A 22,624-nucleotide genomic window follows, 5' to 3' on the forward strand; every position below is an offset into this window, starting at 1 on the left:
CACGGCGAGACCTGATCGTGCGACGTCGACTCTGCTGCTTCGATTTCGTCGCTCTGCTGATCACGCTCGCGGTGCTGAGCGCGTGTGGCGCTTCGCCTCCGCGCCCGACGCAGGCGAGGCAGCAGCGCACGCCGCCGGCCGCGTGGCCGCCGCCGAGCGACCCGCCGGTGCCGACGGTGCCCCCGGTCGCCGAGCAGGAGGCGCCGCTGCCCGAGCCGATCGTCGCCGCGAGCGTGCCCGAGCCGAGCGTCCCGCTGCCGCCGCCGACGCCGCGAGAGCACTACCAGGCGCGCGCGCCCGGCGTGCGGGTGCGCGAGGGCGAGTCGCAGGGCATTGGCTTCCTCGAGATCGTGCTCGGCGATGTCGACCCCAACGATCCGCTGCCGATGATCGTGGTGCTGCACGGGCGCGGGGATCGACCGCGCGTCCCGGGCGGGCCCTTCGAGGGGCTCACCCATCCGGTGCGCGTGATCATGCCGCGCGGTCCCATGATCGTCGGCGAGGGCTTCGGGTGGCTGCCGGTGCGCGTGATGGAAGGGCAGACCGAGCTGCTCGCGGCGGGGCTGCGCGACGTGAGCACACGGCTGTCGCGGTTGATCGAAGAGGTGCGCGCGTCGCGCCCGACGATCGGACCCACGATGGTCAGCGGCTTCTCACAAGGCGGAATGCTCGCGATCACGCTCGCGGTGCGGTACCCGACGCTGGTCGGCGTCGCGTTCCCGCTCGCCGGTTGGCTGCCGCCGCCGCTCTGGCCCGAGCTCGGTCCGCCCGCGGGCGCCGCGCCGATCCGCGCGATGCACGCCCGCGACGACGAGCGCATTCCGTTCGAGCCGGTGCGCGAGAGCTACGATCGGCTGCGCACGCTCGGGTGGGATCTCCAGCTCTCGACCTACGAGGGCGTGGGGCACTCGATGTCGGCGGAGATGGACGCGACGTTCCACGCGTGGCTCGAGCGCGCGCTCGCCGCGATCGCGCGCGGCGAGTCGCGCCTCGTCGAGCCGCTGCCGGCCCCCGACGTGATCGAGGAGGAGCGACCGCGCGTCAGGGCGCGGCGCTCGCGGCGGGAGGCGCGGCCGGAGCGTCGCCCTCGGGCGCGTCGGCCGGGCGATCGCCCTCGGCGTCCTGCGTCTCCTCGTCGCCGTCGTCCGTGACCTCCGGAACCACGACGGTCACGACGCCGACGATCGCGAGCACCACGAAGCCGATCAGAAGACCGATCGTCACCGCGAGCGGCGAGCCACGCTGCAGCTCGGCGCTCGTCGGTGCGAGATCGTGCTTGCGCGCCATGAGTCAGCCCGCGCGGAGGCGCCCGCCGCCCGCGACGATGCGCTGCTCGATCGACGCCGCGACCTCGGCGAGCGGGACCATCGTCGGGTCCTTCTCGTCGCGCGCCTTCACCTCGGCCTTGCCCTCGGCGAGGCCCTTCTTGCCGATGACGACGCGCAGCGGGATGCCGATCAGATCGGCGTCCTTGAACTTCACGCCGGGGCGCTCGTCGCGATCGTCGAAGAGCACCTCGACGCCCTTCGCGCGCAGCTCGTCGTAGATGCGCACCGCCGCCTGATCGAGATCGTCGCCCTTGCCCGCCGTCGTCACGACGACGTGGTACGGCGCGATCGCGATCGGCCATTTGATGCCGTTCTCGTCGTGGTGCTGCTCGATCGACGTCGCGACCAGGCGCGAGACGCCGATGCCGTAGCAGCCCATCACGATCGGCTTCTCGACGTTGTTCTCGTCGAGGAAGGTCGCGCGCATCTTCGCGCTGTAGTGGGTGCCGAGCACGAAGATGTGGCCGCCCTCGATGCCGCGATAGCTCTTGAGCTCGCCGCCGCAGCGCGGGCAGGAATCGCCGTTGCCGACCGTGCGCACGTCCGCGACCTTCGCCTGGAAGTCGCGGCCGAGCACCACGTCGCGCAGGTGCACGTCGACCTCGTTGCCGCCGCTCACGAAGCCCTCGCCGGTGTCGAGCGAGAGGTCCGCGATCACCGGTCCGCTCCAGCCCACCGGCCCGAGGTATCCGACCGGGCCCACGCCCTCGCGGATCTCGACGTCGCTCGCCATGCGCACCTCGCGCGCACCGGCGGCGCGCGCGATCTTCACGTCGTTGCCCTCGTGATCGCCGCGCACGAGCACCATCGTGAGCTTGCCGTCGGCGACGACCATCAGCGTCTTCATCGTGCGCGACGCGGGCAGGCCGAGGAACTTCGCGACGTCCTCGATCGTCTTCTTGCCCGGCGTCGCGACCTTCTCGCGCGCTGCGACCGCGTCGCTCTTCTTCGCCGGCGCGACCTGGGCCGCGACCTCGACGTTCGCCGCGTAGTCGCACTTCGTGCACGCGACGATCGAGTCCTCGCCGTTCTGCGCGAGCACCTGGAACTCCGCGCTCGTCGAGCCGCCCATCGCGCCCGAGTCGGCGGCGACGATGCGGTAGTCGAGCCCGAGGCGGCGGAAGATGCGGTGATACGCCTCGCGCATCGCCTCGTACGACGCGATCGCGTTCTGCTCGCTCGTGTCGAACGAGTACGCGTCCTTCATGAGGAATTCGCGACAGCGCAGCAGGCCCGCGCGGGGGCGCGCCTCGTCGCGGAACTTCATCTGGATCTGGTAGAGGTTCAGCGGGAGCTGGCGGTAGCTCTTCACGTCCCGCCGCACCATGTCGGTGATGATCTCCTCGTGCGTCGGCCCGAGGTGGTACTCGCCCGCCTTCCGATCCTTGAGGCGCAGGAGCGTGTCGCCGAACGAGTCCCAGCGCCCCGACTCCTCGAAGTACTCCTTCGGCAAGAGCGCCGGCATGAGCACTTCCTGCGCGCCCGCGCGATCCATCTCCTCGCGCACGATGGCCGCGATCTTCGTCATCACGCGCAGGCCGAGCGGGAGCATCTCGTAGATGCCGGCGCCGACCATGCGGACGAACCCACCACGCAGGAGGAGCACGTGCGACGGAGTCGTCGCTTCCTTCGGCACTTCCTTGAGCGTGGGGATGAAGGCCTGGGAGTAACGCATACGGCGCGGCTCATAGCACGCGTGCCGCGAGGCCGTCACCAACGGGGTCCGGAGGGGCCGTCTTGCTCCCCGCGCCGCGTTCGAGTGACTCTAGAAACGCTGTGCCCTTGGGGAGCGTGGGCCTGCGCGCGGCCGCGATCGTGCTGTTCGTCACCGCGGGGTGCGCGACGCAGGCCGAGGTGCTCGAGATCGATCACGCCGTGCTCTCGGTCGAGGGGCGCGAGGAGACGGTCGCATTGCCCGCGCACCTCGATCTGCCGCGGCGCGATCTCGAGTACACGCTGCGCGCCGAGGTCGACCTGCCCGACGCGCTGCGCGATCGCACGCTCGATCTGCGCATCGTGCGCCTGCCCGCGCGGGTCCGCGTCGAGGGCGACGGCGAGGTGCTCGACGACATCGCGCCGCCGCTGCTCGACGGGTATCGCGTCGAGACGCCGCGCGCGTTCCGCATCCCGCAGCACGCGACGCGCGACGGGCACGTGTCGCTGCGCATCACCGTGGCGCATCGCTGGACGCGCAGCGCGTGGTGGGACACGCGCCCGGTGCTGCTTCCCGCCGAGGCGCGCCACGATCGCAGCGAGCTCGGGCGCGTGCTCGACCTCGTGTTCGCGGCCGCAGGCTTCGTCGCGCTGGTGCAGATCGGCGTGTCGTGCGTGCTGGTGTATCTCGTCGATCGCCGGCGCAAGGCGTACCTCTGGTTCGGCATCCAGGGGCTCTCCGCGGCGTACTACCCGCTCTACGTGCTCGGCGTGCCGCAGCTCGTGCTGGGGCGCTTCGACGTGCCGGTGCTCGCGATCGCGCTCGTGGTCGCGCCGATCGTCTCGGTGTGGTTCACCCGCGCGTTCTTCGCGTTGGGCGAGCCGGGCGTGGGGTGGCGCGTCGCGCTCGCGCTGGCGTGCGTCGTGCCGCTGCTCGCCTCGTCGCCGTACTTCACGACGCAGATCGCGGGCCCGGTCACGGTCGGGATCGTCGCGGTGGTCTGCGTCTACCAGCTCTCCACCTGCGCGCGATTGATGAGACGCGGGAACGATCGGACGAGCGCAGCGCTGCTCTTCACCTGCTGGATCGCGCTCACGGTGAGCGTGGCGCCCGACATGGCGCTCTGGCTCGGGCTCGGCGCGCCGCTCGGCGCGGTGCACGGCGGCAGCCTCGGGCTCGCGACGTTCGCGTTCTTCCTCTCGCTGCTGCTCAGCCGCAGCCACATCGTGTCGATCGCGCGCGAGGGCACGCTCAACGATCAGCTCGCGCAGCGCGTCGCGCAGCTCGAGACGCGAGGGCGCGAGATCGAGGCGCTCAACGCTGAGCTGCGGCGCCAGATCGGGGATCGTTCGGCGCAGATCTACGCGGCGCTCGCGCTCATCGAGCGCGGTGCGATCGACGCGCCGCGGCTCGCGCCGGGCGAGGTCGTGCAGGGGAGGTATCGCGTGCTCCGCGCGATCGGCGCGGGCGGGATGGGCTCGGTGCACGAGGTCGAGCGCCTCTCCGACGGCAAGCGCTTCGCGCTCAAGCTCACGCGCGATCTCGGCGGCGGTGCGCTCGCGCGGCTGGCGCGCGAGGCGCGCATCGCGGCGCAGATCGATCATCCGAACGTGGTCGGCGTGGTCGACGTCGACGTCGCGGCCGCGGGGTTCCTCTATCTCGTGATGGAGCTCGTCGAGGGGCCTTCGCTGCGCGATGCGCGGCGCACCGGCGACGCGCGGTGGTCGGTGCGGGTGCTCGCGCAGATCGCGCGCGGGCTCGAGGCGCTGCACGACGCGGGGATCGTGCATCGCGACCTCAAGCCCGCGAACGTCGTGCTCACCGGCGATCCCGAGCAGCCGCGCGCGAAGATCGCGGACTTCGGGATCTCGCGGTGGACGCCGGCGATGGCGCCCCCGCGCGCCCACGTCGACGAAGGACGCGCGGTGCCGCTGCTCTTGCCGCTCGAAGGCGCGGAGCCCGAGAGCACGACCACCGAGACCGTGATCGAGCGCGCCCACGCGCTCGTGAGCGAGCGCGAGGAGAGCTCGTCGGACGAGGGCCCGCCGCTCACCGAGACCGGGCTGCTCCCCGGCACGCCGCTCTACATCGCGCCCGAGCTCGCGCGCGGGCACGGCGCGCTGCGGCCCGCGTCGGACCTCTTCGCGTTCGGCGTGCTCGCCTACGAGCTCCTGATCGGGCGCCGGCCCTTCGACGAGCCGGTCGCGCTGGCCGTGCTCGAAGGGCGCTCGCCACCGCCGCGCCTGCCGCTCGCGCCGCATTGGCCGGACGGCGATCCCGCGATCGTCGCGATCCTCGAGGCGTGCCTCGCGCTCGATCCCGGTGAGCGACCGAGCGCGCGCGAGGTCGCGGAAGCGCTCGAGGCGGCATGAGCCGCCCCGGGGGCGCTCAGTCGACGATCTCGAAGCGGAAGTCCTCGATCACCGGGTTCGCGAGGAGCTTCTCGCCCATCGACTTCACGTCGGCCTCGACGCCCGCGCGATCCTTGCGGTCGATCTCCATCTCGACGAGCTTGCCGATGCGCACGTCGCGCACGCCCTCGAAGCCCATCGAGCCGAGCGCGCGGCGCACCGCGTCGCCCTGCGGATCGAGCACCTCGCGCTTGAGCGTGACGTAGATCTTCGCCTTCATGGTCTCTCCGGAAATCAGGTGAGCGCGAGGTTGCGGCGCAGACGCACCTGCGGGTCCTCGAGGTCGGGCACGAACGCGCGGCCCATGATCGTCTCGCACGCCTCGACGTAACGGCGCGACGCTTCGATGCGCACCTCGTCGGGGATCGGCGGCATCGGGCCGTCGCCGGTCCAGCCCTGCGCCGCGAGCCAGCGACGCACGTACTCCTTGTCGAAGCTCTCGGGCTCCTCGCCCCGCGCGCGCCGCTCCTCGTAGCTCTCGCGGAACCAGTAGCGCGACGAGTCGGGCGTGTGCATCTCGTCGATCACGACGATGCGCCCGTTGGGATCGACGCCCATCTCGTACTTCGTGTCGACGAGGATGAGCCCGCGCTTCGCGCAGAGCTCCTGACCGCGGCGGAAGAGCGCGAGCGCGAGCTGCGATGCGCGATCGAACTCCTCGGCGCTGACCCGGCCCATCGCGAGCAGCTCGTCGCGCGACACGCTCACGTCGTGGCCGCCCTTCTCGGCCTTCGTGCTCGGCGTGAGGATCGGCGCGGGCAGCGGATCGTTCTTCGAGAGCCCCTCGGGCAGCGCGTGCCCGCAGAACACGGGCGCGCGCCCCTCCGCGACCGAACGAGCGTAGTGCGTCCAGATGCTCGTCGACGTGACGCCGGTGAGGTAGGCGCGCACCACGAGCTCGACCTCGAGCGGGCGGCAGTCGATGCCGATCGTGACGTTCGGATCGGGGATCGAGAGCACGTGGTTCGGCGCGACGTCCTTGGTCTGATCGAACCACCACGCCGCGAGCTGGTTGAGCACCTGGCCCTTGAAGGGCAGCGTGCCGAGCACGCGATCGAACGCGCTGATCCGGTCGGTCGTGACCAGGATGCGGCGCCCGTCGCCGGGCAGGTAATTGTCGCGGACCTTGCCCTCGTACTTGGTGCCGAGGCCGCGCGGCGGCGGGCCTCCGAGGTCGGTCGCGTCGAGCGTGAGCTCGAGGCCCTTGCGCAGCGTCTCGGTGTCGATGGGCATCGCGGCGGCGCGGAGACTAGCAGAGGAACCTGGGCGCGAAAGGGGGTGTACGATGCGCCCGATGCGAGGGATCACGACGCGCTCGTGCGCGCTCTGGATCGTGGCGCTGATCGCGGCGTTCGCGGTGGCCTTCTGGCCCGAGAGCGTGTTCGCGCAGGGCACCGGTGGCAGCTTCGGCGGCGGCAACTGGGGCGGCGGTGGAGGCGGTGGAGGCGGCGGTGGGAGCTCGTCGGACGACGACGGGGGCGGCGCCGCGTACCTCGTCTTCATGCTGATCCGCGTGCTGCTCGTGACCGTCGGGCCGATCCCGACGCTGATCATCGTGGCGCTCGCGGGTGGCGCGTGGCTGCTGGTGCGGGGATCGCGACGCAACGCGCGCGACGCGGGGATGCCTTTCGGGCGGCCGCCCGCGGCGGGCTCGCCGCTCTGGAACCAGGTCGACATCACGGCGGTGCGCATCGCGATCGACTGGCGTGCGCGCGCGTTCGTGCACGAGCGCTATCTCGAGCTCGCGAAGGGCGCCGACGCGCGGAAGAAGCCGGGCCTCGTGAAGCACGTCGCCGCGATCGCGCAGGCGCTCGACGAAGCGCGCGTCGCGTGGCTGCGCGCGGAGGTCTCCAACTTCCACCCGATGTCGCCGCCCGAAGCGGAGCATCACTTCCGATCGCTCGCCGACGGAGCACGCGCCGCGATCGAAGCAGACGCGTCGGGCATCGCCGATCCCGACGCGCATCCCGCCGAGGGCGCGGTGGTGATCACGGTGATCGTCGCGGCCTCGCGCGAGCTCGTCGACGTGAAGGCCAACGACGCGAACGATCTCGCGATCGCGCTGCGCGGTCTTCGCAACGTGCAGCCGCACGAGATGATCGCGGGCGATCTCGTGTGGTCGCCGCCCGCCGAGGGCGCGAAGCTGAGCACGCGCGAGCTCGAGGCGCGCCATCCCGCGATGGTCGTCATCGCGGAGCACTCGATCGGCGCGCGCGTGATCTGTCACGCGTGCCGCGCGCCCTTCCCGCGCGGGATCCCGCGATGCCCCGGGTGCGGGGCCGAGGTGCGCTGACGCTCAGCGCCGCCCTCGGCCGCCGCGACGACGCGGCATGCCGGCGTCGTCGCTCACGGGAAAGGGCCGGCGTCCACCTCGACCATGCTCGTCCCCGCGTCGACGCCGGCGTCGCGCGCGCCCGCGTCGGGCATGCAGCTGATGCCGTCGTCGACGCGAGCGTCGCAGTCCTGATCGATGCCGTCGCAGGTCTCGGTCGCGCCGGGACGCACGTCGGGGCGCGCGTCGTCGCAGTCGCCGCCCTGCGTCGCGTAGCCGCTCGGGCGCGTGCACGCCTGGATCGCGCTCGACGTCACGCCGTATCCGTCGTCGTCGGCATCGGCGTAGAACGTGGTGCGCACGCCTTCGTCGGTCGTGCCGTCGCAGTCGTCGTCGAGCGCGTTGCAGCTCTCGGTGCGCGCGGCGACCGCGCCCGTGCACGTGCCCCACGCGCCCGCGCTGCAGCTCTGGGTGCCGCGCTGGCAGACGCCGACGTCGCTCGTCGGACCGCAGGCGCGCTGCACGCCCTCGTCGACGCGCGCGTCGCAGTCGTCGTCGCGCGCGTTGCAGCTCTCGGCCGTGGCCTGGACCGCGCCGGTGCACGTGCCCCAGCTGCCGCCGCTGCACGTCTGCATGCCTGCGCTGCACTCGCCGGTGTCGACGCCGCCGGGGCACGCGCGCGTCGCGCCCGCGGTGCACGCGCAGCCCTGATCGACGGTGCCGTTGCAGTCCTCGTCGAGGCGCCCGTCGCACGTCTCGCGTCCGCCGGGACGACAGGCGCGGCACGTGTCGTCGCAGTCGCCGGCGCGCACGACGTAGCCCGTCGGCGCCCGGCACGCGAGCGTGGTGGCGGTCATCGCGCCGTAGGTGTCTCCGTCGGCGTCGCGATAGAACGTGGTGAGCACGCCCTCGTCGGTGGTGCCGTCGCAGTCGTCGTCGCTGCCGTTGCACGTCTCGGGGCGAGGCGCGCGCACGGTGCAGCCCTCCCACTCGCCACCGCGGCACGTCTCGGTGCCGCTGCCGCACGCGCCCTCGCAGGCGCGCTGCAGGCCCTCGTCGACGCGACCGTCGCAGTCCTCGTCGTCGCCGTCGCAGGTCTCGGGGAGCGGGTCGACGCGATCGCCGCAGACGCTCCACGTGCCCTCGACGCAGCGCTGCATGCCCGCGACGCACTCGCCGACGTCGCTCGCGCCGGGGCACGCGCGCGTCGCACCCGTGGTGCACGCGCAGCCCTCGTCGGCGGTGCCGTCGCAGTCCTCGTCGCGCGTGCCGTCGCACACCTCGACGCCCTCGGGCCGGCACGCCTCGCACGCGTCGTCGCAGTCCCCCGCGCGGGTCACGCGACCCTCGGGGACGGTGCAGCGAGTCTCGAGCGTCGCGGGATCGCCATAGCCGTCGCCGTCCTCGTCGGCATAGCTCGCGGCGGGCGTGCACGCGTCGATGCCTCCGTCGTCGCCGGGCGCGACGCCGCCGTCCATGCCGGTCTCGCCGAAGCGCGGCAGCGACGACGCCGCGATGCGCGCGTCGACGCACTGGCCTTCTGCGCACGTCTCGCTGGCCGCGCACTCGATCCCGAGGCACGCGCTCGTCAGCTCGATCACGAGCTCGCGCGTCTCGCCGGGCACGAACCCGCTGATCGCGCGCGCGGTCACGAGCGGTGCGCCCGAGGGATCGAGCGCGATCGCCTCCAGGACGTAGACGCGCGACGCGTCGCCATCGCGCGGCACGATCGTGGTGCGCGCCGGCCAGTCGAAGCTCCGCGCCGCGAGCGTCTGATCGAAGGTCCCCTCGCCTCCGGGATCGACGCGCAGCCGCAGCGACGCGGCCTGCGTGCGCAGCGGCTCGTCGGCGTCGATCGTGACCACGACGCGGGTGGCGTCGTCGCCGTCGGACGTGCACGCGACCAGCGCGATCGCGACGCACAGCAGCGCGATGGGGGCGCGCATCAGAAGGCCTCCAGCGCGACGATCACACCCCCCGGCCCGAAGTCGCCCTGCACCGGCGGTCCCGAGTCTCCGTCGGTGGCAGCGGCGATCGCCACGCCCACGCCGACGCCGGTGCCCACCACCGCGACCCCGACCAGCGTCCAGAACCACCACTCGCCGGTCACGTCGCCATCACGATCGTCGGTGTCGGTGTCGACCGCGAGCGCGCCGGGCGCGACCGCGGGCTCGCCGATCGGCCGAGGCTCGGCGGGCCGCGGCGTCGTCGTCGCGCGCGCCGCGCCCGAGGGTGCCCGCTCCTCGTCCTCGCGCGCTTGGATCTGCACGTCGCCGCCGTCCGCGCGCTGCGCTGCCTGGCGCAGGCGCGCGTCCGCCGCGATCTGCTCGCGCAGGAACGCGATGCGCTGCTCCGCGAACTCGCGGTTCGACGCGTCGGGCATCACGCGCAGGTACTCCTCGTACGCGCGCAGCGCCTCGTCGTCGCGGCGCAGGCGCTCCGACGCCGACGCGATGTTGAAGAGCAGCCCGGGTCGCCCGCTCAGCGCGTGCGCGCGCGTGAAGTAGTCGAGCGCCGCCTCGTAGCGACCCGCGTCGTACGCGGTCTGCCCCGCGAGGAAGAGCTGTCGCGCCTCTTCGTCGAGACGTGGATCGACGCCCTCGCGTTGCTGCTCCTGGGCTTGGGTCTGCGCGTCACGCGCACGTCCCGAGGGACGGCGACGTCGTTGCGCCTCGGCGCTGCCCGCATCCGCGAGCGCGACTGTGATCACGCTGCAGGACAGCGCGAGGACGGCGAATCGTCGGGCGAAGCGGTGCATCGGCTCCTCCGACGCTGCGCGGAGAGGTCACGCTGTCCCTCCCCCTGCGGCCTCCCGCCACAGCCCGGAGCTCGCTCCGGCTCGATCGCAGCGTCGGTCTCCCGCAGGAGCACGCCGCGCGCCATCAGCCCGCGAGCGCGCGGTCGATGATCGTGTCGCAGTGCGCGAGCGCGTGCCCCAGATCGAACTGCGCGCGGATCTCCTCCGCGCTCAGGTGCTCGCGGATGTCGGCGTCCGCCTCGAGCAGCGTCACGAAGGGTGCCTCGCCCGCGAACGCGCGCATCGCGTTGCGCTGCACCAGCACGTACGCGCCCTGACGCGCGAGCCCCTTGTGCACGAGCTCGAGCAGCACGCCCTCGCTCGCCCAGAGCCCGTTCGTCTTCTCGAGGTTGCGCTTCAGGTTCTCGGGATAGACCACGAGCCCTTCGATCAGGCGCTTCGTGCGATCGAGCATGAACGCGAGCGTCGCGGTCGAGTCGGGCATCATCATGCGCTCGACCGACGAGTGGCTGATGTCGCGCTCGTGCCACAGCGCGACGTTCTCGAGCGCAGGCACCACCGCCGCGCGCACCACGCGCGCGAGGCCGCAGAGGTTCTCGCTGAGGATCGGATTGCGCTTGTGCGGCATCGCGCTCGAGCCCTTCTGGCCCTTCGCGAACGGCTCCTCCGCCTCGAGCACCTCGGTGCGCTGCCAGTGCCGCACGTTCGTCGCGAAGCGCTCGATGCCCGCCGCGACCACCGCCATCGCGTTCGCGAGGACCGCGTGGCGATCACGCGGGACGATCTGCGTCGCGACGGTCTCCGGCGTCAGCCCGAGCTTGCCCAGCGCGTCGGCCTCGATCGCCGGCGTGAGGTGCGCGTAGGTGCCGACCGCGCCCGCGATCTTCCCGAACGCGATCTCCGCGCGCGCCGCGACCAGCCGCGCACGGCCGCGCGCGAGCTCCGCATAGTGGCCCGCGAGCGCCACGCCGAACGTCGTCGGCTCCGCGTGGATGCCGTGCGAGCGCCCGATCATCGGCGTCCTGCGGTGCTCCTGCACGCGCGCGCGGAACGCGTCGAGCAGCGCGTCGGTGCGCGCGATCAGCTTGTCGGTCGCCTCGACGAGCAGCAGCGCGAACGAGCTGTCGAGCACGTCCGAGCTGGTCATGCCGCGGTGCAGCCAGCGCGCGGGCGGCCCCGCGAGCTCCTCGACGTGCGTCAGGAACGCGATCACGTCGTGCCGCGTCTCGAGCTCGATGGCGTCGATGCGATCGGGATCGATGCGATCGGCCACCGGCCGCACCTGCGCCGCGGTCCCCGCGGGCACGATCCCCGCGCGCTCCATCGCCTCGCACGCGGCCAGCTCGACGTCGAGCCAGGCGAGGTACTTGCGGCGGGGGCTCCAGAGCTCTTCGAAGTCGGCGGGCGTGTAGCGCGGAATCATGGCGGCGCGACCTTAGCGCCGCCCCGGGCGCGCGCACGTCGCTGCTTGCTGGGGCCCCGCGGTGACGCCAGGTTCGCGCGATGTCGAACCACGCCGAACGTCTCCGCGACTTCGACGCTCCCGCGGACATCGCGGCGTGGGCTGCGAAGCATCCGTCCTTCGACGACGCGTGGGACGCGAGCCCCTCGTCGCGCCATCGGGTGTGGCTCGGCGCGGTCTCCGGCGTCGCGGTGGAGACGATCGCCGAGTCCGCGGCCGCCGCGTTCTTCGCAGTCGTCGAGAGCGCGCCCGAGACCGAGGCGTTCGAGCAGGCCGTCGAGGAGAGCGTCGCCGCCAGCGATGCCGAGACCGCGGCGAAGCTCGCCGAGCGCTGCGAGCGCGACGCCCACGCCCTCGGCAGCTACCGCGAGCGCGACCGTACGCGCGAGGCGGTGATCGCGCGCGCCGCGGGTCACGTGTGCCGTGCGTTCGAGGCGCTGCGCGCGGCGGAGTCGTCGATGGAGTCCGATCGACTGCTCCGCGCGCGCACCACCGCGAGCTACATGGGCGGCGGCGTGCACGCGTTCCTGCCCGCGCACCCGGGACCCGCGACGCTGCTCGTCACCGCTCCCGCGAGCGTCGAGCGCGGGCTGCTCGTCGACGCCGTGACCTCGGCGGGCGAGGCCGTCGCGCTCCTCGCGACGCTCGTGCTCGACACGACTTCGCTCGACGACGCGGTCTGGGACGCGCTCGCGACGTCGTGAGCTCGCCGGGCGCGCCACCCCGCACCGACGAGCCCGATCGAGCTGCCGGCGAGCGTCGTCACCGCGCATCCGAGGCTCGTCACCGCGCATCCGACCCGTCCCACCGCGCGTCCGACCCGTCCCACCGCGCGTCCGACCCGTCCCACCGCGCGTCCGACCCGCCCCACCGCGCATCCGAGCCGTCCCACCAGCCCGACGAGCCTTCCGACCAACCCGACGAGCCTTCCCACCAGCCCGACGAGCCTTCCCACCAGGCCGACGAGCCTTCCACCCACGCCCTCGGCGCTCTACCAACGCCCGAGCGCGTCTGACCGCATCGTCCCCGATACACACGAGACGCTCCGCGGGCCTGACCGCATCAGCCGCGATAACGACAGAATCGCGATCAACGTCGCGCGCGAGGATCTTCGGGCGGACGCCCCAGCAAGAGCCCACGCAGGAGCTCGCTCGCGTCCTCGAGCCGCTCGCCCGTGTACATCTCGAGGTGCAGGTGCGCGGCGCTGCGCTGCATCCCGGTGCGGCCCACCGTGCCGATGCGCTGGCCGCGCGTGACGCGATCGCCGTAGCGCACCTCGACCGTCTCGAGGTGCATCGAGCAAGAGCGCAGGCTCGAGTCGTCGCCCTCGCCGCGCCCGTGACGGATGCACACGTAGCGTCCGCCGGCGCCGAGATCGCGGCGCCCGTAGCGCTCGTACTCCTCGGCGCGCGCGACCTGCACGTGCGAGCGATGCCCCGGCAGATCGACGCCCGCGAACGTCACGAGCCCGTCGGCGATCGCGCGCACCGGCTCGCCGGGAAGCGAGTCCACGTCGATGCCCCGATGCTCGCGCGCGCCGCCCTCGCGCTCCGCGCCGAGCCAGCTCAGCACGACGCGCGGACAGCCATCGAGCGGGCATCCCATCTCGACCCCGCGCACGCGCAGCGGCGCCATGCCCTGGTGCGCGCCGTAGTACTCGAGCAGCCGCCGTCGATCGGCGAAGACGCGCTCTTCCTCCCAGTCGCTGCGCACCGCGTCGCCCCACAGGAAGTGCGAGACCCAGTGGCGGTGCGCCTGCTGATCGAACTCGCCGTCGAGCGTGTCGTGCTGGTCCTTCCACATCGCGAGGATCGCCGCCGCGAAGTAGATGTTCGGCTCCGCCATCAAGAGCCGCGGCCCGGCGAACGGGAAGCGATCGGCGCGACGCTCGCGATCGACCCAGCGATCGTTCTCGATCACGCGATAACGCAGCACCCCGTCGCGCAGCTGCTCGGCGTACATCTCGCGATGGATCTGGGTGAGCCCGAGCCCGGGGCCCTCGACGTTCTCGGCGTCGGGCAGGCATCGGCTCTGTCGATGGACGAGCGCGCCGATGAGGAACGGATCGACGTCGAACTCCTGCGCGTACTGGGTGATCCACGTCGCCCAGCGCTCGTCGCGTCCCGGGGGCATGAACCCGCAGAGCTCGTGCAGCGCGCGGGCGAAGCGCGCGTGATCGATGCGCGCCGGGGTGCGCGGCTCGCTCGGCCAGTCCGCGGGCAGCACGCGCTCGGTCAGGATGTGGTTGGGACGAACGCCCGCGCGCCGCCGCGCGCGCCAGGGACGCCCCGGGGCGAGCAGCAGGATCGACAGCGCGAGCACGAGGATCGCGGTGGTCCGGCGCACGTCCTCGACCATCGGCCCAACGCGCGCCGGGCGTCAAGGAACCGTCGAGAGAAGGCCGCGATCAGCGGTGTGCGCCCGCTGGGTTTCAGATGACGAAAGGCAGCAGCGCTTTGCGCTCGGTCGGGTAGTTCGGGAACTTCTCGCGATACCACTCGTGGTGCTTGAGCGCGCGCGGCGCGAGGTTCGCAATCGTGTAGAGCGTGAACGCGAGCCCCGCGAGCGACCACGTCGCGATCGCCCATCCGGTCCACTCGAGGATCTCCCCGAAGTAGTTGGGGCACGAGATGAAGCGATAGAGACCGCCGTGCGGGATCTTGTAGCCCGTCTCGCCCGGCTTCCTCAGGTTCATCAGCACCTGATCGGCGTGCTGGTTGATCGCGAACCCCGCGACGAAGAGCACCGCACCGATCACGAAGCGCGCGTCGTAGAGCCAGCTGATCGGATAGCTGCCGAATTCGGAGACCCAGCGCGCGTTCACGTACGCGTTCAGCGTGTTGAACACGATCGCGGTCGCGACGATCGACACCGGCGTCGTCTTGCCCTCCGCCTTGATGCGGAACGGGAACACGAACGTGCGGTTCACGTAGTGCAGCTGCCAGAGCGCCATCAGCGCGAGCGGCGCGAGCTCGAACGCGTGCGTGCCCGCGAAGTAGATGCCGAGCCAGAGCACGCACGCGGGCAGCTCCATCAGCACCCAGCCGAGGCGCTGCGAGATCTCGGGGCCCCACCCTTTGCGCCCGTGCCGCCCGTAGGGCGCGGTCACGAAGAAGAGCGACACGAACGTGAGCGCGGCGAGACCGATCTCGGTCCAGGTCGCGATGGAATGCAGCTCGGCCTCGGCCATGACGATGGGCGCGGAGCATACGCGCATTCCCCGCTCGCGCGATTGAATCGAGACAGGAGTGCTCGCGGAGCAGACGGCGGACGGGAGTGCCCGCCGCGGGCACGCACGGGAGCCGGCTGCGCAGTGAGCCGATTGAATCGAACGAGCGCGTCGAGCAGTCTAGGGTCGACTTCCATGCTGGCCCGACGTCTTGCCCTCTCGGTCTCGCTGATCCTCGCCCTCGCGGTCGCGATCCCACATCGCGCGCAGACCCAGGACACACCGCCCGCGCAGCGCACCGAGGCGGAGCTCCGCACGCTGCTCGACGGCGCGTGGTTCCTCTCGACCCCCGAGCGCACCGGACAGCAGCGCATCGACGCCGCGATCGAGCGCGCGGTCGGCGAGATGAACTTCTTCCTGCAGGGCGTGACGCGCGATCAGCTGCACGAGAAGACGCCGCTCAACCGCCGCATCGATCTCGACTTCCTCGCCGACGGCCGCATCACGTGCGTGTTCGACTCGCGCTTCACGTACACCACGCGTCCCGGCGTCGCGCAGCCGTTCACGCTGCCCGACGGCGCAGCGGTCGACGTGACCCAGCACTTCCGCGAGGGCCGCCTCGAGCAGTACTTCGGGCACTCGCTCGGGCGCCGCTGGAACACCTACGCGCTCTCGCCCGACGGCCGGACGATGACCGTCACCGCGACGCAGCAGGGCCCCATGATGCCCGTGCCCGTGCACTTCACGCTCGAGTACCAGAAGCGCGGCAGCTGACCGCTCGCACGCGCACGCTCGAGTCGAACGAGCGCGACGAAAGACTGCAGAGCCGCGCGTCCATCGCGCGGCGTGAGACGGGGGCTCAGCGGCACCCGGTCGCGAGCACGGAGCGGAGCCTACTTCGGTAGGTGAGCACCGCGCGCAGCGAGCGGGTGACGATCAGCCCCCGTATCGCGCCGCGTCCTTCCCGGTGGAGAGAAGGCTCTCAGAGATACGAGTCGGGCGGCTCCGGGCACTCGTCGCAGTCGCTCGGATCGAGCGCTTCGCCGTGCGCGTCCTGCTTGAGGCGCCCGTAGATCACGCCGAGGAACGTCTCGATCGTGCGGTGATCGTCACGCGCGACCGCGTCGAGGTGGTACTGGTACTCGACCAGCGTGATCGACGGGTCTTCCTCGAACGGGCGCGCGACGACCGAGCCCTCCATCACGCTGATCGCGCTCGTGCCCCACACCTTCTGCCAGCGCGTCGCGACGAGCGAGGGCGTCTCCGCGCCGGTCTCGTCGGTCTCGCTCTGGACCAGGTAGTGGCGCCACACCTGCTCCATCTCGAGATCGATGATGTCGTCGACGAAGAGGTACGTGCGGTAGCTGAAGTCGGGCGCGGGATCTTCGTCGCGCGCCACGTCCCACTCCACCACGCGCCATCGCGCCGTCGTCGTGGGATCGCGTCCCGTCTGCGGGTTGCGGAGCGCGCGCCACACCACCTCGAGCGGCTGGTGGATGCACGCGCGTGCGTGGACCGCGCGCGCGGTGAGCCACGCCGTGCGATGGAACGTCAGCTCCTCGGCGCACGGCGTCCCGTCGTTCGCGGGCGGCATCGACGCGAGGTTCTCCTCCCAGGGCTCCGCGCCCGCCGGGAAGAGCGTCGACTCGTTGCCGTAGCAGCCCGCCTGCGCGAGCGAGATCAGCGCGACGCACGCGCCGCCGATGACGTGACGAAGCGTGCTCACGACGTCGCCTCCGCGTAGTCCTCGGCGATGATCCGCTCGATGCAGCGCTCGGCGTTCGCGCTCACCGTCCAGAACGGGTTCGAGAGCGGCGTCACGCCCGGGATGAGCGATCCGTCGACCACGTAGAGCCCGTCCTGGTTGCTCACGCGACCGTAGAGGTCCGTGGTCTGCCCCATCACGCAGCCGCCGAGCGGATGGAACGTGACCGACTGATCGAGGTTCATGCGCGCCGTCGCGTCCTCGCCGGCGTTCATCTCGTTGAGGCGGCGGATCACCTCGTCGGTGTTCGCGCGCGCCTCCGCGTCGAACGCGGGATCCCACACCGGCACGACGCGACCTTCCGCGGCGTTCCACATGAAGCGACCGCGCCCGCTCGGGATGCCCTGACCGGTCCCGATCAGCATCTGCATCTCGGTGCCGAGCGGCGCCGGCCCGTTCTCCATCGCGATCGGCGCGTCCTGATCGAACAGCATGATGCACGCGGGACCGGCCTGGAACGCGCCGGTGTCGACGCCGACGCCGCGGCGCGCGCGGATGTGCTGGCCGTTGTTGCCGAAGCCCTCGCCGAGCGACTCGGGCAGATCGGCGATCGTGTCCTCGTCGCGCGCGCGGATCAGCAGCGCGTTGGTGTTCGCGGTGCCCGCGCACACGAAGAGACGGCGCGCGGAGATCGCGAAGCTCTCCTGCACGACGCCCATCTCGTCGATGCGATCGACCTCGACGCGCCAGCGCGCGCCGTCGCGGATGATCCGCTGCGCCCAGTGGAGCGGCCGCACGTCGACGAGCCCGGTCGCCTCGGCCATGCCGAGGTAGAGCTTGTCCAGCGTCGCCTTCGCGCCGTTGTTGAGCCCGAAGATGTACGAGCCGCGGATCAGCTGCGGCGGCAGATCGCCGCGCGCCTCGGCCCGCGCCTTCTCCCAGTCGAAGCCGCAGAGCAGGCGCTGCACGTCGTAGCCCGCGCGCATGCCCTGCTCGATGAACGTGCGCGACGCGATCCACGGATCGAGCTCGAGCAGATCGTCGGGAAGCGCCGAGGGCTGCACGAGATCGCGCACGCGCTCGTAGTAGGGATCCATCGAGCGCGCGGTGAGCTCGCTCGGGAAGACCGACTCGAAGTGATCGTCTCGCGGCCGCACCATCATGCCGCTGTAGACGAGCGATCCACCGCCGACGCCCGCGGCGCAGACGATGTCGATGCCGTCGCCCGGGATGCGCTCGAGCACGCCGGCGTACTGCTGCAGAGGACGGCTCGGAGGGAGCCCCGGCAGCGGCGCCTGGGTGCCCATCCAGCGGCAGCGGTAGTCGTACGCGTCGCCCGTGGTGAACCCCATGTCGCTGAAGACGTCGTCGCCGGGGCTCTCGATGGTCCAGCGACGGCCGCGCTCGAGCACGACCGACGAGTGGCCGGCCTGTGCGAGGCGGTACGCGCTGATCGAGCCACCGAAGCCCGAGCCGATGATGAGGTTGTCGACCTCCTCGGCGTCGGCGCCGGACGGGCCGCAGCCGACGAACGCGGCGGACGCGGCGCTCGCGGCGGCGAGCTTGACGAAGGTGCGACGGGACAGTGGGAGGAAGAGGCGGCGGCGTTGCTGCATGGCGAAGACCGGGCCGAGGTTGCTTCGGAGGAGGCCCGGTCGTCAAACTGACGCGCTCCTGAAACCATTGTGAAGACAAGCATTTAGCTCGATCGAAATGGTTGCGACGACAACCTTTTGGCCGAGTGGCCAAGAGTTGCCGCAGGGTCGCGGGGCACGTCTCGACGTGGACTGCCGCCCCTCCGTGAACGGCTCCATACTCGCGCGACCATGTCGACGAGCCGGACCTTCCCTTCGCTGCGCGTGCTCGAGGATCGTTTCGAGGCCGAGGGCGCCTTCGCCGAGGCGCAAGCCGAGTACCTCCAGCCCGACGCGGCGATCGTGCGCGAGCTCGATGCGCTGCTCGCGGAGAAGAAGATCGGGGTCGTCGCGCACTTCTACATGGACCCGCAGCTCCAGGGCGTGCTCGCGAGCTGCACGTGGCCGCACATCCACATCTCCGACTCGCTCGTGATGGCCGATCGCGCGGTCGCGATGGCCGAGGCGGGATGCCGATCGATCATCGTGCTCGGCGTCGACTTCATGAGCGAGAACGCGCGCGCGATGCTCGACAAGGCGGGCCTCACGCACGTGCCCGTGTATCGCGTCGCGGCCGAGCCGATCGGCTGCTCGCTCGCCGCGGCCGCCGACACGATGACGTACCAGGCGTGGCTGACGAAGGCGGCGAAGACGCCGCGCTCGCTGCACGTCGTCTACATCAACACGTCGCTGCGCACGAAGGCGCGCGCCCACGCGGTGATCCCGACGATCACGTGCACCTCGTCGAACGTCGTGCAGACCGTGCTGACCGCGTTCGCCGAGATCCCCGACGTCCACGTGTTCTTCGGCCCCGACACGTACATGGGTCGCAACCTCGGTCAGCTCTTCGCGTCGATGAGCGAGATGAGCGACGAGGAGATCCGCAAGGTGCACCCCGCGCACTCGCGCGCGACGATCGCCCAGCTGCGCGAGCGCTTCGCGTGGTTCGAGCAGGGGCACTGCATCGTGCACCACATGTTCGGCGAGGACGTGGTGCGCCGGGTGCGCGAGGAGGAGAAGGGCTCGTTCGTCACCGCGCACCTCGAGGTGCCGGGCGAGATGTTCGAGCTCGCGCTCGAGGCGCGCGAAGCGGATCGCGGCGTCGTGGGATCGACGAGCGACATCCTCGGGTTCATCACGCGCAAGGTGAAGGGCGCGGTCGCGCGCGGCGGGAACGAGACGCTGCGCTTCGTGCTCGGCACCGAGGCCGGGATGATCACGTCGATCGTGCGCGAGGCGCAGAAGGCGCTGCGCGCGCATGCGGGATCGGGCGTCGCGGTGGAGATCGCGTTCCCCGTCGCGAGCGAGGCGATCGCGGCGACGGGCGAGAGCGATCTCGCGATCGTGCCCGGCGTGTCGGGCGGCGAGGGATGCTCGACCGCGGGCGGCTGCGCGACGTGCCCGTACATGAAGATGAACTCGCTCGACGCGCTGATCGATCTGGTGCGCAGCCTCGACGTCGCGGACGACGACACGCTGAAGTCGTTCCACCCGAAGACCTATGTCGAGCTGGTGGAGGGCCGCACCGCCGCGGACATCGGCGGGGTGCCGATCCTGCACATGCGGCACTTCTCGAAGACCGGGCACCTCTCGCCCGAGCTCGTCGAGGACGTGAAGACGCGCCACGAGCGGCGCGCGCAGCGCGCGGCGACGACGGCCTGAGGGTCTCCGGCGGTTGACGCGGAGGGGCTCGGGGAGTAGGCGCCTCAGTCCATGCAGCCGCTCGATCTCTCGCTCGTGCGCGAGGCGCTGCGAGCGCAACCGCCGCACGAGATCGACGTCGGGACGCCGCAACCCGGCACCGAGATCCGCTACGCCGCGGTCTCCGCGATCCTGCGCCCCGGTGAGCTCGACGGGCCCGAGGTCCTGCTCATCCGGCGCGCCGAGCGTCCCTCCGATCCGTGGTCGGGCCACATGGCGTTCCCGGGCGGACGCCGCGAGCCCCACGATCCCGATCTGCGCGCCACCGCGGTGCGCGAGACCTGCGAGGAGGTCGGGCTCGATCTCGACGCGCACGGCGAGCTGCTCGGTCGCCTCGACGACGCGATCCCCGGCAGCGCGCGCGGGCTCGTCACCGGGCTCGTCGTGAAGCCGTACGTGTGGCAGGTGCACGACGTGCCGGAGCTCGTGCCCAACGGCGTCGAGGTCGACGAGATCCACTGGGCACCGATCGCACCGATGCTCCGCGGCGAGCGCGACGCGACGCACGAGTACGTGTGGAAGGGCCAGTCCATGCGCTTCCCGGGGTTCCGCGTGGGTGACGGCGAGCACCCGCGCGTGGTGTGGGGGCTGACGCATCGAATGCTCACCACGCTCTTCGCGCGATTGCGCGCGGTGATGGAGTCGATGCGATAGAGTGCAGAGGGGCACGACGATGGACGAGTCGCGGTATCTCGATCTCGCGCACCGCACGTTCCGGCGGATCCTCGATGCGTTCGACGACGTCGACATCGAGGACGCGGACGCGGAGAGCGCCGGCGACGTGATCACGATCGCGTGGAAGGACGGCTCGCGCTGCGTGGTGAACACCCAGCGTCCGGTGCGTCAGGTGTGGCTCGCGGGCGGCGATCGCGCGTGGCACTTCGACTGGGACGAGCGCAGCGAGCGCTGGCTCGACGACAAGGGCAGCGGCACCGAGCTCTGCGAGGCGATCGAGCGGATCGCGCACAGCAAGGGCGTCGAGATCGCGATCGCGAGGTGACCTGGTGAGCGAGCCGTCGGTGTATCGGATCCTCGAGGGCGAGCCCGGCGACGCGCTCGTGCGGCGGCGCATCGTCGCGTGGCGTCGTCTCGAGCCGGGCGACGTGCGCTCGCAGGGATCGATCGACGTGCCCGAGAGCCCCTTCCTCGAGGCGAAGGTGTTCGAGATCGCGCTGCCCGCGCCGGTGCACGCCGACATGAAGCGGCTCTCCGAGGCGAAGGCGAGCGCGCTCGCGCTCTCCAAGATCCCGCTCGTCGACTACGAGCCCGCGGGCGTGCTGATCTCGGCCGCGGGCGGCATGGCGATCGGCGTGTGGCTCGAGTACCTGCGGCCCGCGTCGTGGTTCCTGCCGATCGCCGCGGTGTGCTTCGTCGTCGGCGTCGTGATCGCGGTGATCGCGAAGCGACGTCGCGCGGTCGCCGAGGCCGAGGCCGAGGCGCGCTGGACGAGCGCACCGGAGCGCAAGGAACACGACGCGCTGGCGCGCGAGATCGCGCAGGCGTGGCTCCAGCTCGGCCAGCTGCTGAAGCGCGACACCGGGTTCCACACCGAGATCCGGGTCGCGGAGGGCTCGAACGATCCGCTGCGCCTCGCGTCGATCGACCCGCGCCCGATGGAAGGCGCCAAGGGCTTCGATCCCGAGGACTGGCTGCCCACCGAGGGCGGCGGCGTGCGCTACGAGGCGCTGCACGCGGGCGGCGAGATCGCGACGCGTGCGATGCCGGGCACGACCGAGGTCGGCGGCGATGGGATCCCCCCGACCAAGAGCGACGTCGCGCCGAAGAGCGAGACCGCCGCGGAGGACGAAACGATCGACGAGCGCGCGGACGAAGCGCCCTCGTCGATCGATCGTTCGGCGTGAGTCTCGAGAAAATCGGCTCGCCCGCCGGTCCCTACCGTCCGCGCGCGAAGCGCGCTCCCGTCCGGAACCGCCGGGACGAGCACTCCCGCAAGACTCAGCCCCAACCGCGCAGGCGATTCTCCTGCGCCTGGTAGAGGCGGATCGCCTCGCGGATCACGCGGTGCGCGTGCTCGGCGCCGAGCATGTCGTCGACCTGGACCTGCTTGTTCTCGAGGGTCTTGTAGTCCTCGAAGAAGCGCTTGATCTCGCGCCAGGTGTGCCGCGGGATCTCGCTCAGATCCTTGTAGTCGGCGAACGCAGGATCGTGCGCGTGCACCGCGATGATCTTGTCGTCGCCCTTGCCCTCGTCGGCCATGCGCATCACGCCGATCGCGCGGGCACGCATGATCGAGAGCGGGTACACGCTCTCGTTGCCGAGCACGAGCACGTCGAGCGGATCGCCGTCGTCGCAGTACGTGCGCGGCAGGAACCCGTAGTTCGCGGGGTAGTGCACCGCGCTGTAGAGCACGCGATCGACGCGGAGCATGCCCGAGGGCTTGTCGAGCTCGTACTTGACCTTCGAGCCCTTGGGGATCTCGATCACGACGTTGAAGCCGCGCTCGAGCTCGTGCTCGGGATTGGGGAGATCGTGCCAGGCGTGAACCATTGCGGGGGCCGAGCGTAGCAGG

General features: G+C 71.6%; 20 protein-coding genes. 9 read left to right on the top strand and 11 right to left on the bottom strand.

Annotated features, from left to right (window positions below; translation table 11 throughout):
* Positions 1-17 precede the first annotated feature (17 nt).
* Complete coding sequence (locus I5071_RS18695; RefSeq protein WP_236606829.1) at positions 18-1,151, top strand: alpha/beta hydrolase; 1,134 nt, start codon at positions 18-20, stop codon at positions 1,149-1,151.
* Positions 1,152-1,290: 139 nt separating this feature from the next.
* On the opposite strand, the gene I5071_RS18700 is transcribed toward I5071_RS18695, so the two are convergent.
* Complete coding sequence (locus I5071_RS18700; RefSeq protein WP_236606830.1) at positions 1,291-3,003, bottom strand: proline--tRNA ligase; 1,713 nt, start codon at positions 3,001-3,003, stop codon at positions 1,291-1,293.
* 116 nt (positions 3,004-3,119) lie between these two features.
* Between I5071_RS18700 and I5071_RS18705 the strand changes: the two genes are divergently transcribed.
* Positions 3,120-5,354, top strand: a complete 2,235-nt coding sequence (locus I5071_RS18705) for a protein kinase domain-containing protein (RefSeq protein ID WP_236607662.1) — start codon at positions 3,120-3,122, stop codon at positions 5,352-5,354.
* Positions 5,355-5,370: 16 nt separating this feature from the next.
* Here I5071_RS18705 and purS read toward each other — a convergent pair whose 3' ends face one another.
* Positions 5,371-5,613 (bottom strand): phosphoribosylformylglycinamidine synthase subunit PurS, encoded by a 243-nt coding sequence (gene purS / locus I5071_RS18710; RefSeq protein WP_236606831.1) that lies wholly within the window; start codon positions 5,611-5,613, stop codon positions 5,371-5,373.
* Positions 5,614-5,627: 14 nt separating this feature from the next.
* Complete coding sequence (locus tag I5071_RS18715) at positions 5,628-6,626, bottom strand: phosphoribosylaminoimidazolesuccinocarboxamide synthase (RefSeq protein WP_236606832.1); 999 nt, start codon at positions 6,624-6,626, stop codon at positions 5,628-5,630.
* Positions 6,627-6,687: 61 nt separating this feature from the next.
* Here I5071_RS18715 and I5071_RS18720 point away from each other — a divergent pair, with 61 nt between their 5' ends.
* Entirely contained in the window at positions 6,688-7,686 is a 999-nt protein-coding gene (locus I5071_RS18720; RefSeq protein WP_236606833.1) for a DUF1517 domain-containing protein, read from the top strand.
* Between the two features lie 53 nt (positions 7,687-7,739).
* Here the strand turns inward: I5071_RS18720 and I5071_RS18725 are convergent, their stop codons facing one another.
* From I5071_RS18725 to purB, 3 genes are all read right to left on the bottom strand, one after another.
* Entirely contained in the window at positions 7,740-9,611 is a 1,872-nt protein-coding gene (locus tag I5071_RS18725) for a putative metal-binding motif-containing protein (RefSeq protein WP_236606834.1), read from the bottom strand.
* Positions 9,611-10,423, bottom strand: a complete 813-nt coding sequence (locus I5071_RS18730) for a tetratricopeptide repeat protein (RefSeq protein ID WP_236606835.1) — start codon at positions 10,421-10,423, stop codon at positions 9,611-9,613. Before I5071_RS18730 ends, I5071_RS18725 begins: the two co-directional genes overlap by 1 nt.
* A gap of 124 nt (positions 10,424-10,547) precedes the next feature.
* On the bottom strand, positions 10,548-11,846 hold the full coding sequence (gene purB, locus I5071_RS18735) for an adenylosuccinate lyase (RefSeq protein ID WP_236606836.1): 1,299 nt from the start codon (positions 11,844-11,846) through the stop codon (positions 10,548-10,550).
* Between the two features lie 80 nt (positions 11,847-11,926).
* Here purB and I5071_RS18740 point away from each other — a divergent pair, with 80 nt between their 5' ends.
* Positions 11,927-12,589: a hypothetical protein gene (locus I5071_RS18740; RefSeq protein ID WP_236606837.1), complete on the top strand. Its 663-nt coding sequence runs from the start codon at positions 11,927-11,929 to the stop codon at positions 12,587-12,589.
* A 385-nt stretch (positions 12,590-12,974) separates the two neighbouring features.
* Here I5071_RS18740 and I5071_RS18745 read toward each other — a convergent pair whose 3' ends face one another.
* Together I5071_RS18745 and I5071_RS18750 are read right to left on the bottom strand one after the other, a co-directional pair.
* Positions 12,975-14,231 (bottom strand): peptidoglycan DD-metalloendopeptidase family protein, encoded by a 1,257-nt coding sequence (locus tag I5071_RS18745; RefSeq protein ID WP_236606838.1) that lies wholly within the window; start codon positions 14,229-14,231, stop codon positions 12,975-12,977.
* Between the two features lie 85 nt (positions 14,232-14,316).
* Positions 14,317-15,075, bottom strand: a complete 759-nt coding sequence (locus I5071_RS18750) for a DUF1295 domain-containing protein (RefSeq protein ID WP_236606839.1) — start codon at positions 15,073-15,075, stop codon at positions 14,317-14,319.
* 174 nt (positions 15,076-15,249) lie between these two features.
* Between I5071_RS18750 and I5071_RS18755 the strand changes: the two genes are divergently transcribed.
* A complete protein-coding gene (locus I5071_RS18755) occupies positions 15,250-15,828 on the top strand; it encodes a hypothetical protein (protein WP_236606840.1) in 579 nt (192 codons plus the stop codon).
* Positions 15,829-16,036: 208 nt separating this feature from the next.
* Here the strand turns inward: I5071_RS18755 and I5071_RS18760 are convergent, their stop codons facing one another.
* Complete coding sequence (locus I5071_RS18760) at positions 16,037-16,780, bottom strand: hypothetical protein (protein WP_236606841.1); 744 nt, start codon at positions 16,778-16,780, stop codon at positions 16,037-16,039.
* Positions 16,777-18,375 carry a GMC oxidoreductase gene (locus I5071_RS18765; protein ID WP_236606842.1) on the bottom strand — a complete coding sequence of 533 codons (1,599 nt, stop codon included), beginning with the start codon at positions 18,373-18,375 and terminating at the stop codon, positions 16,777-16,779. The genes I5071_RS18760 and I5071_RS18765 overlap by 4 nt, the downstream gene beginning before the upstream one ends.
* A 210-nt stretch (positions 18,376-18,585) precedes the next feature.
* Between I5071_RS18765 and nadA the strand changes: the two genes are divergently transcribed.
* From nadA to I5071_RS18785, 4 genes are read left to right on the top strand one after another with little or no spacing between them, the layout of a single operon-like run.
* Positions 18,586-20,055, top strand: a complete 1,470-nt coding sequence (nadA, locus tag I5071_RS18770) for a quinolinate synthase NadA (protein ID WP_236606843.1) — start codon at positions 18,586-18,588, stop codon at positions 20,053-20,055.
* Between the two features lie 51 nt (positions 20,056-20,106).
* Complete coding sequence (locus tag I5071_RS18775) at positions 20,107-20,748, top strand: NUDIX hydrolase (RefSeq protein WP_236606844.1); 642 nt, start codon at positions 20,107-20,109, stop codon at positions 20,746-20,748.
* A gap of 19 nt (positions 20,749-20,767) precedes the next feature.
* Entirely contained in the window at positions 20,768-21,094 is a 327-nt protein-coding gene (cyaY, locus tag I5071_RS18780; RefSeq protein ID WP_236606845.1) for an iron donor protein CyaY, read from the top strand.
* Between the two features lie 4 nt (positions 21,095-21,098).
* Positions 21,099-21,956 carry a hypothetical protein gene (locus I5071_RS18785; protein WP_236606846.1) on the top strand — a complete coding sequence of 286 codons (858 nt, stop codon included), beginning with the start codon at positions 21,099-21,101 and terminating at the stop codon, positions 21,954-21,956.
* Between the two features lie 94 nt (positions 21,957-22,050).
* On the opposite strand, the gene I5071_RS18790 is transcribed toward I5071_RS18785, so the two are convergent.
* Positions 22,051-22,602, bottom strand: a complete 552-nt coding sequence (locus I5071_RS18790) for an inorganic diphosphatase (protein ID WP_236606847.1) — start codon at positions 22,600-22,602, stop codon at positions 22,051-22,053.
* Positions 22,603-22,624: the final 22 nt, after the last annotated feature.

The sequence above is a fragment of the Sandaracinus amylolyticus genome, assembly GCF_021631985.1.
In the GTDB taxonomy this organism is placed as follows: Bacteria; Myxococcota_A; Polyangia; order Polyangiales; family Sandaracinaceae; genus Sandaracinus; species Sandaracinus amylolyticus_A.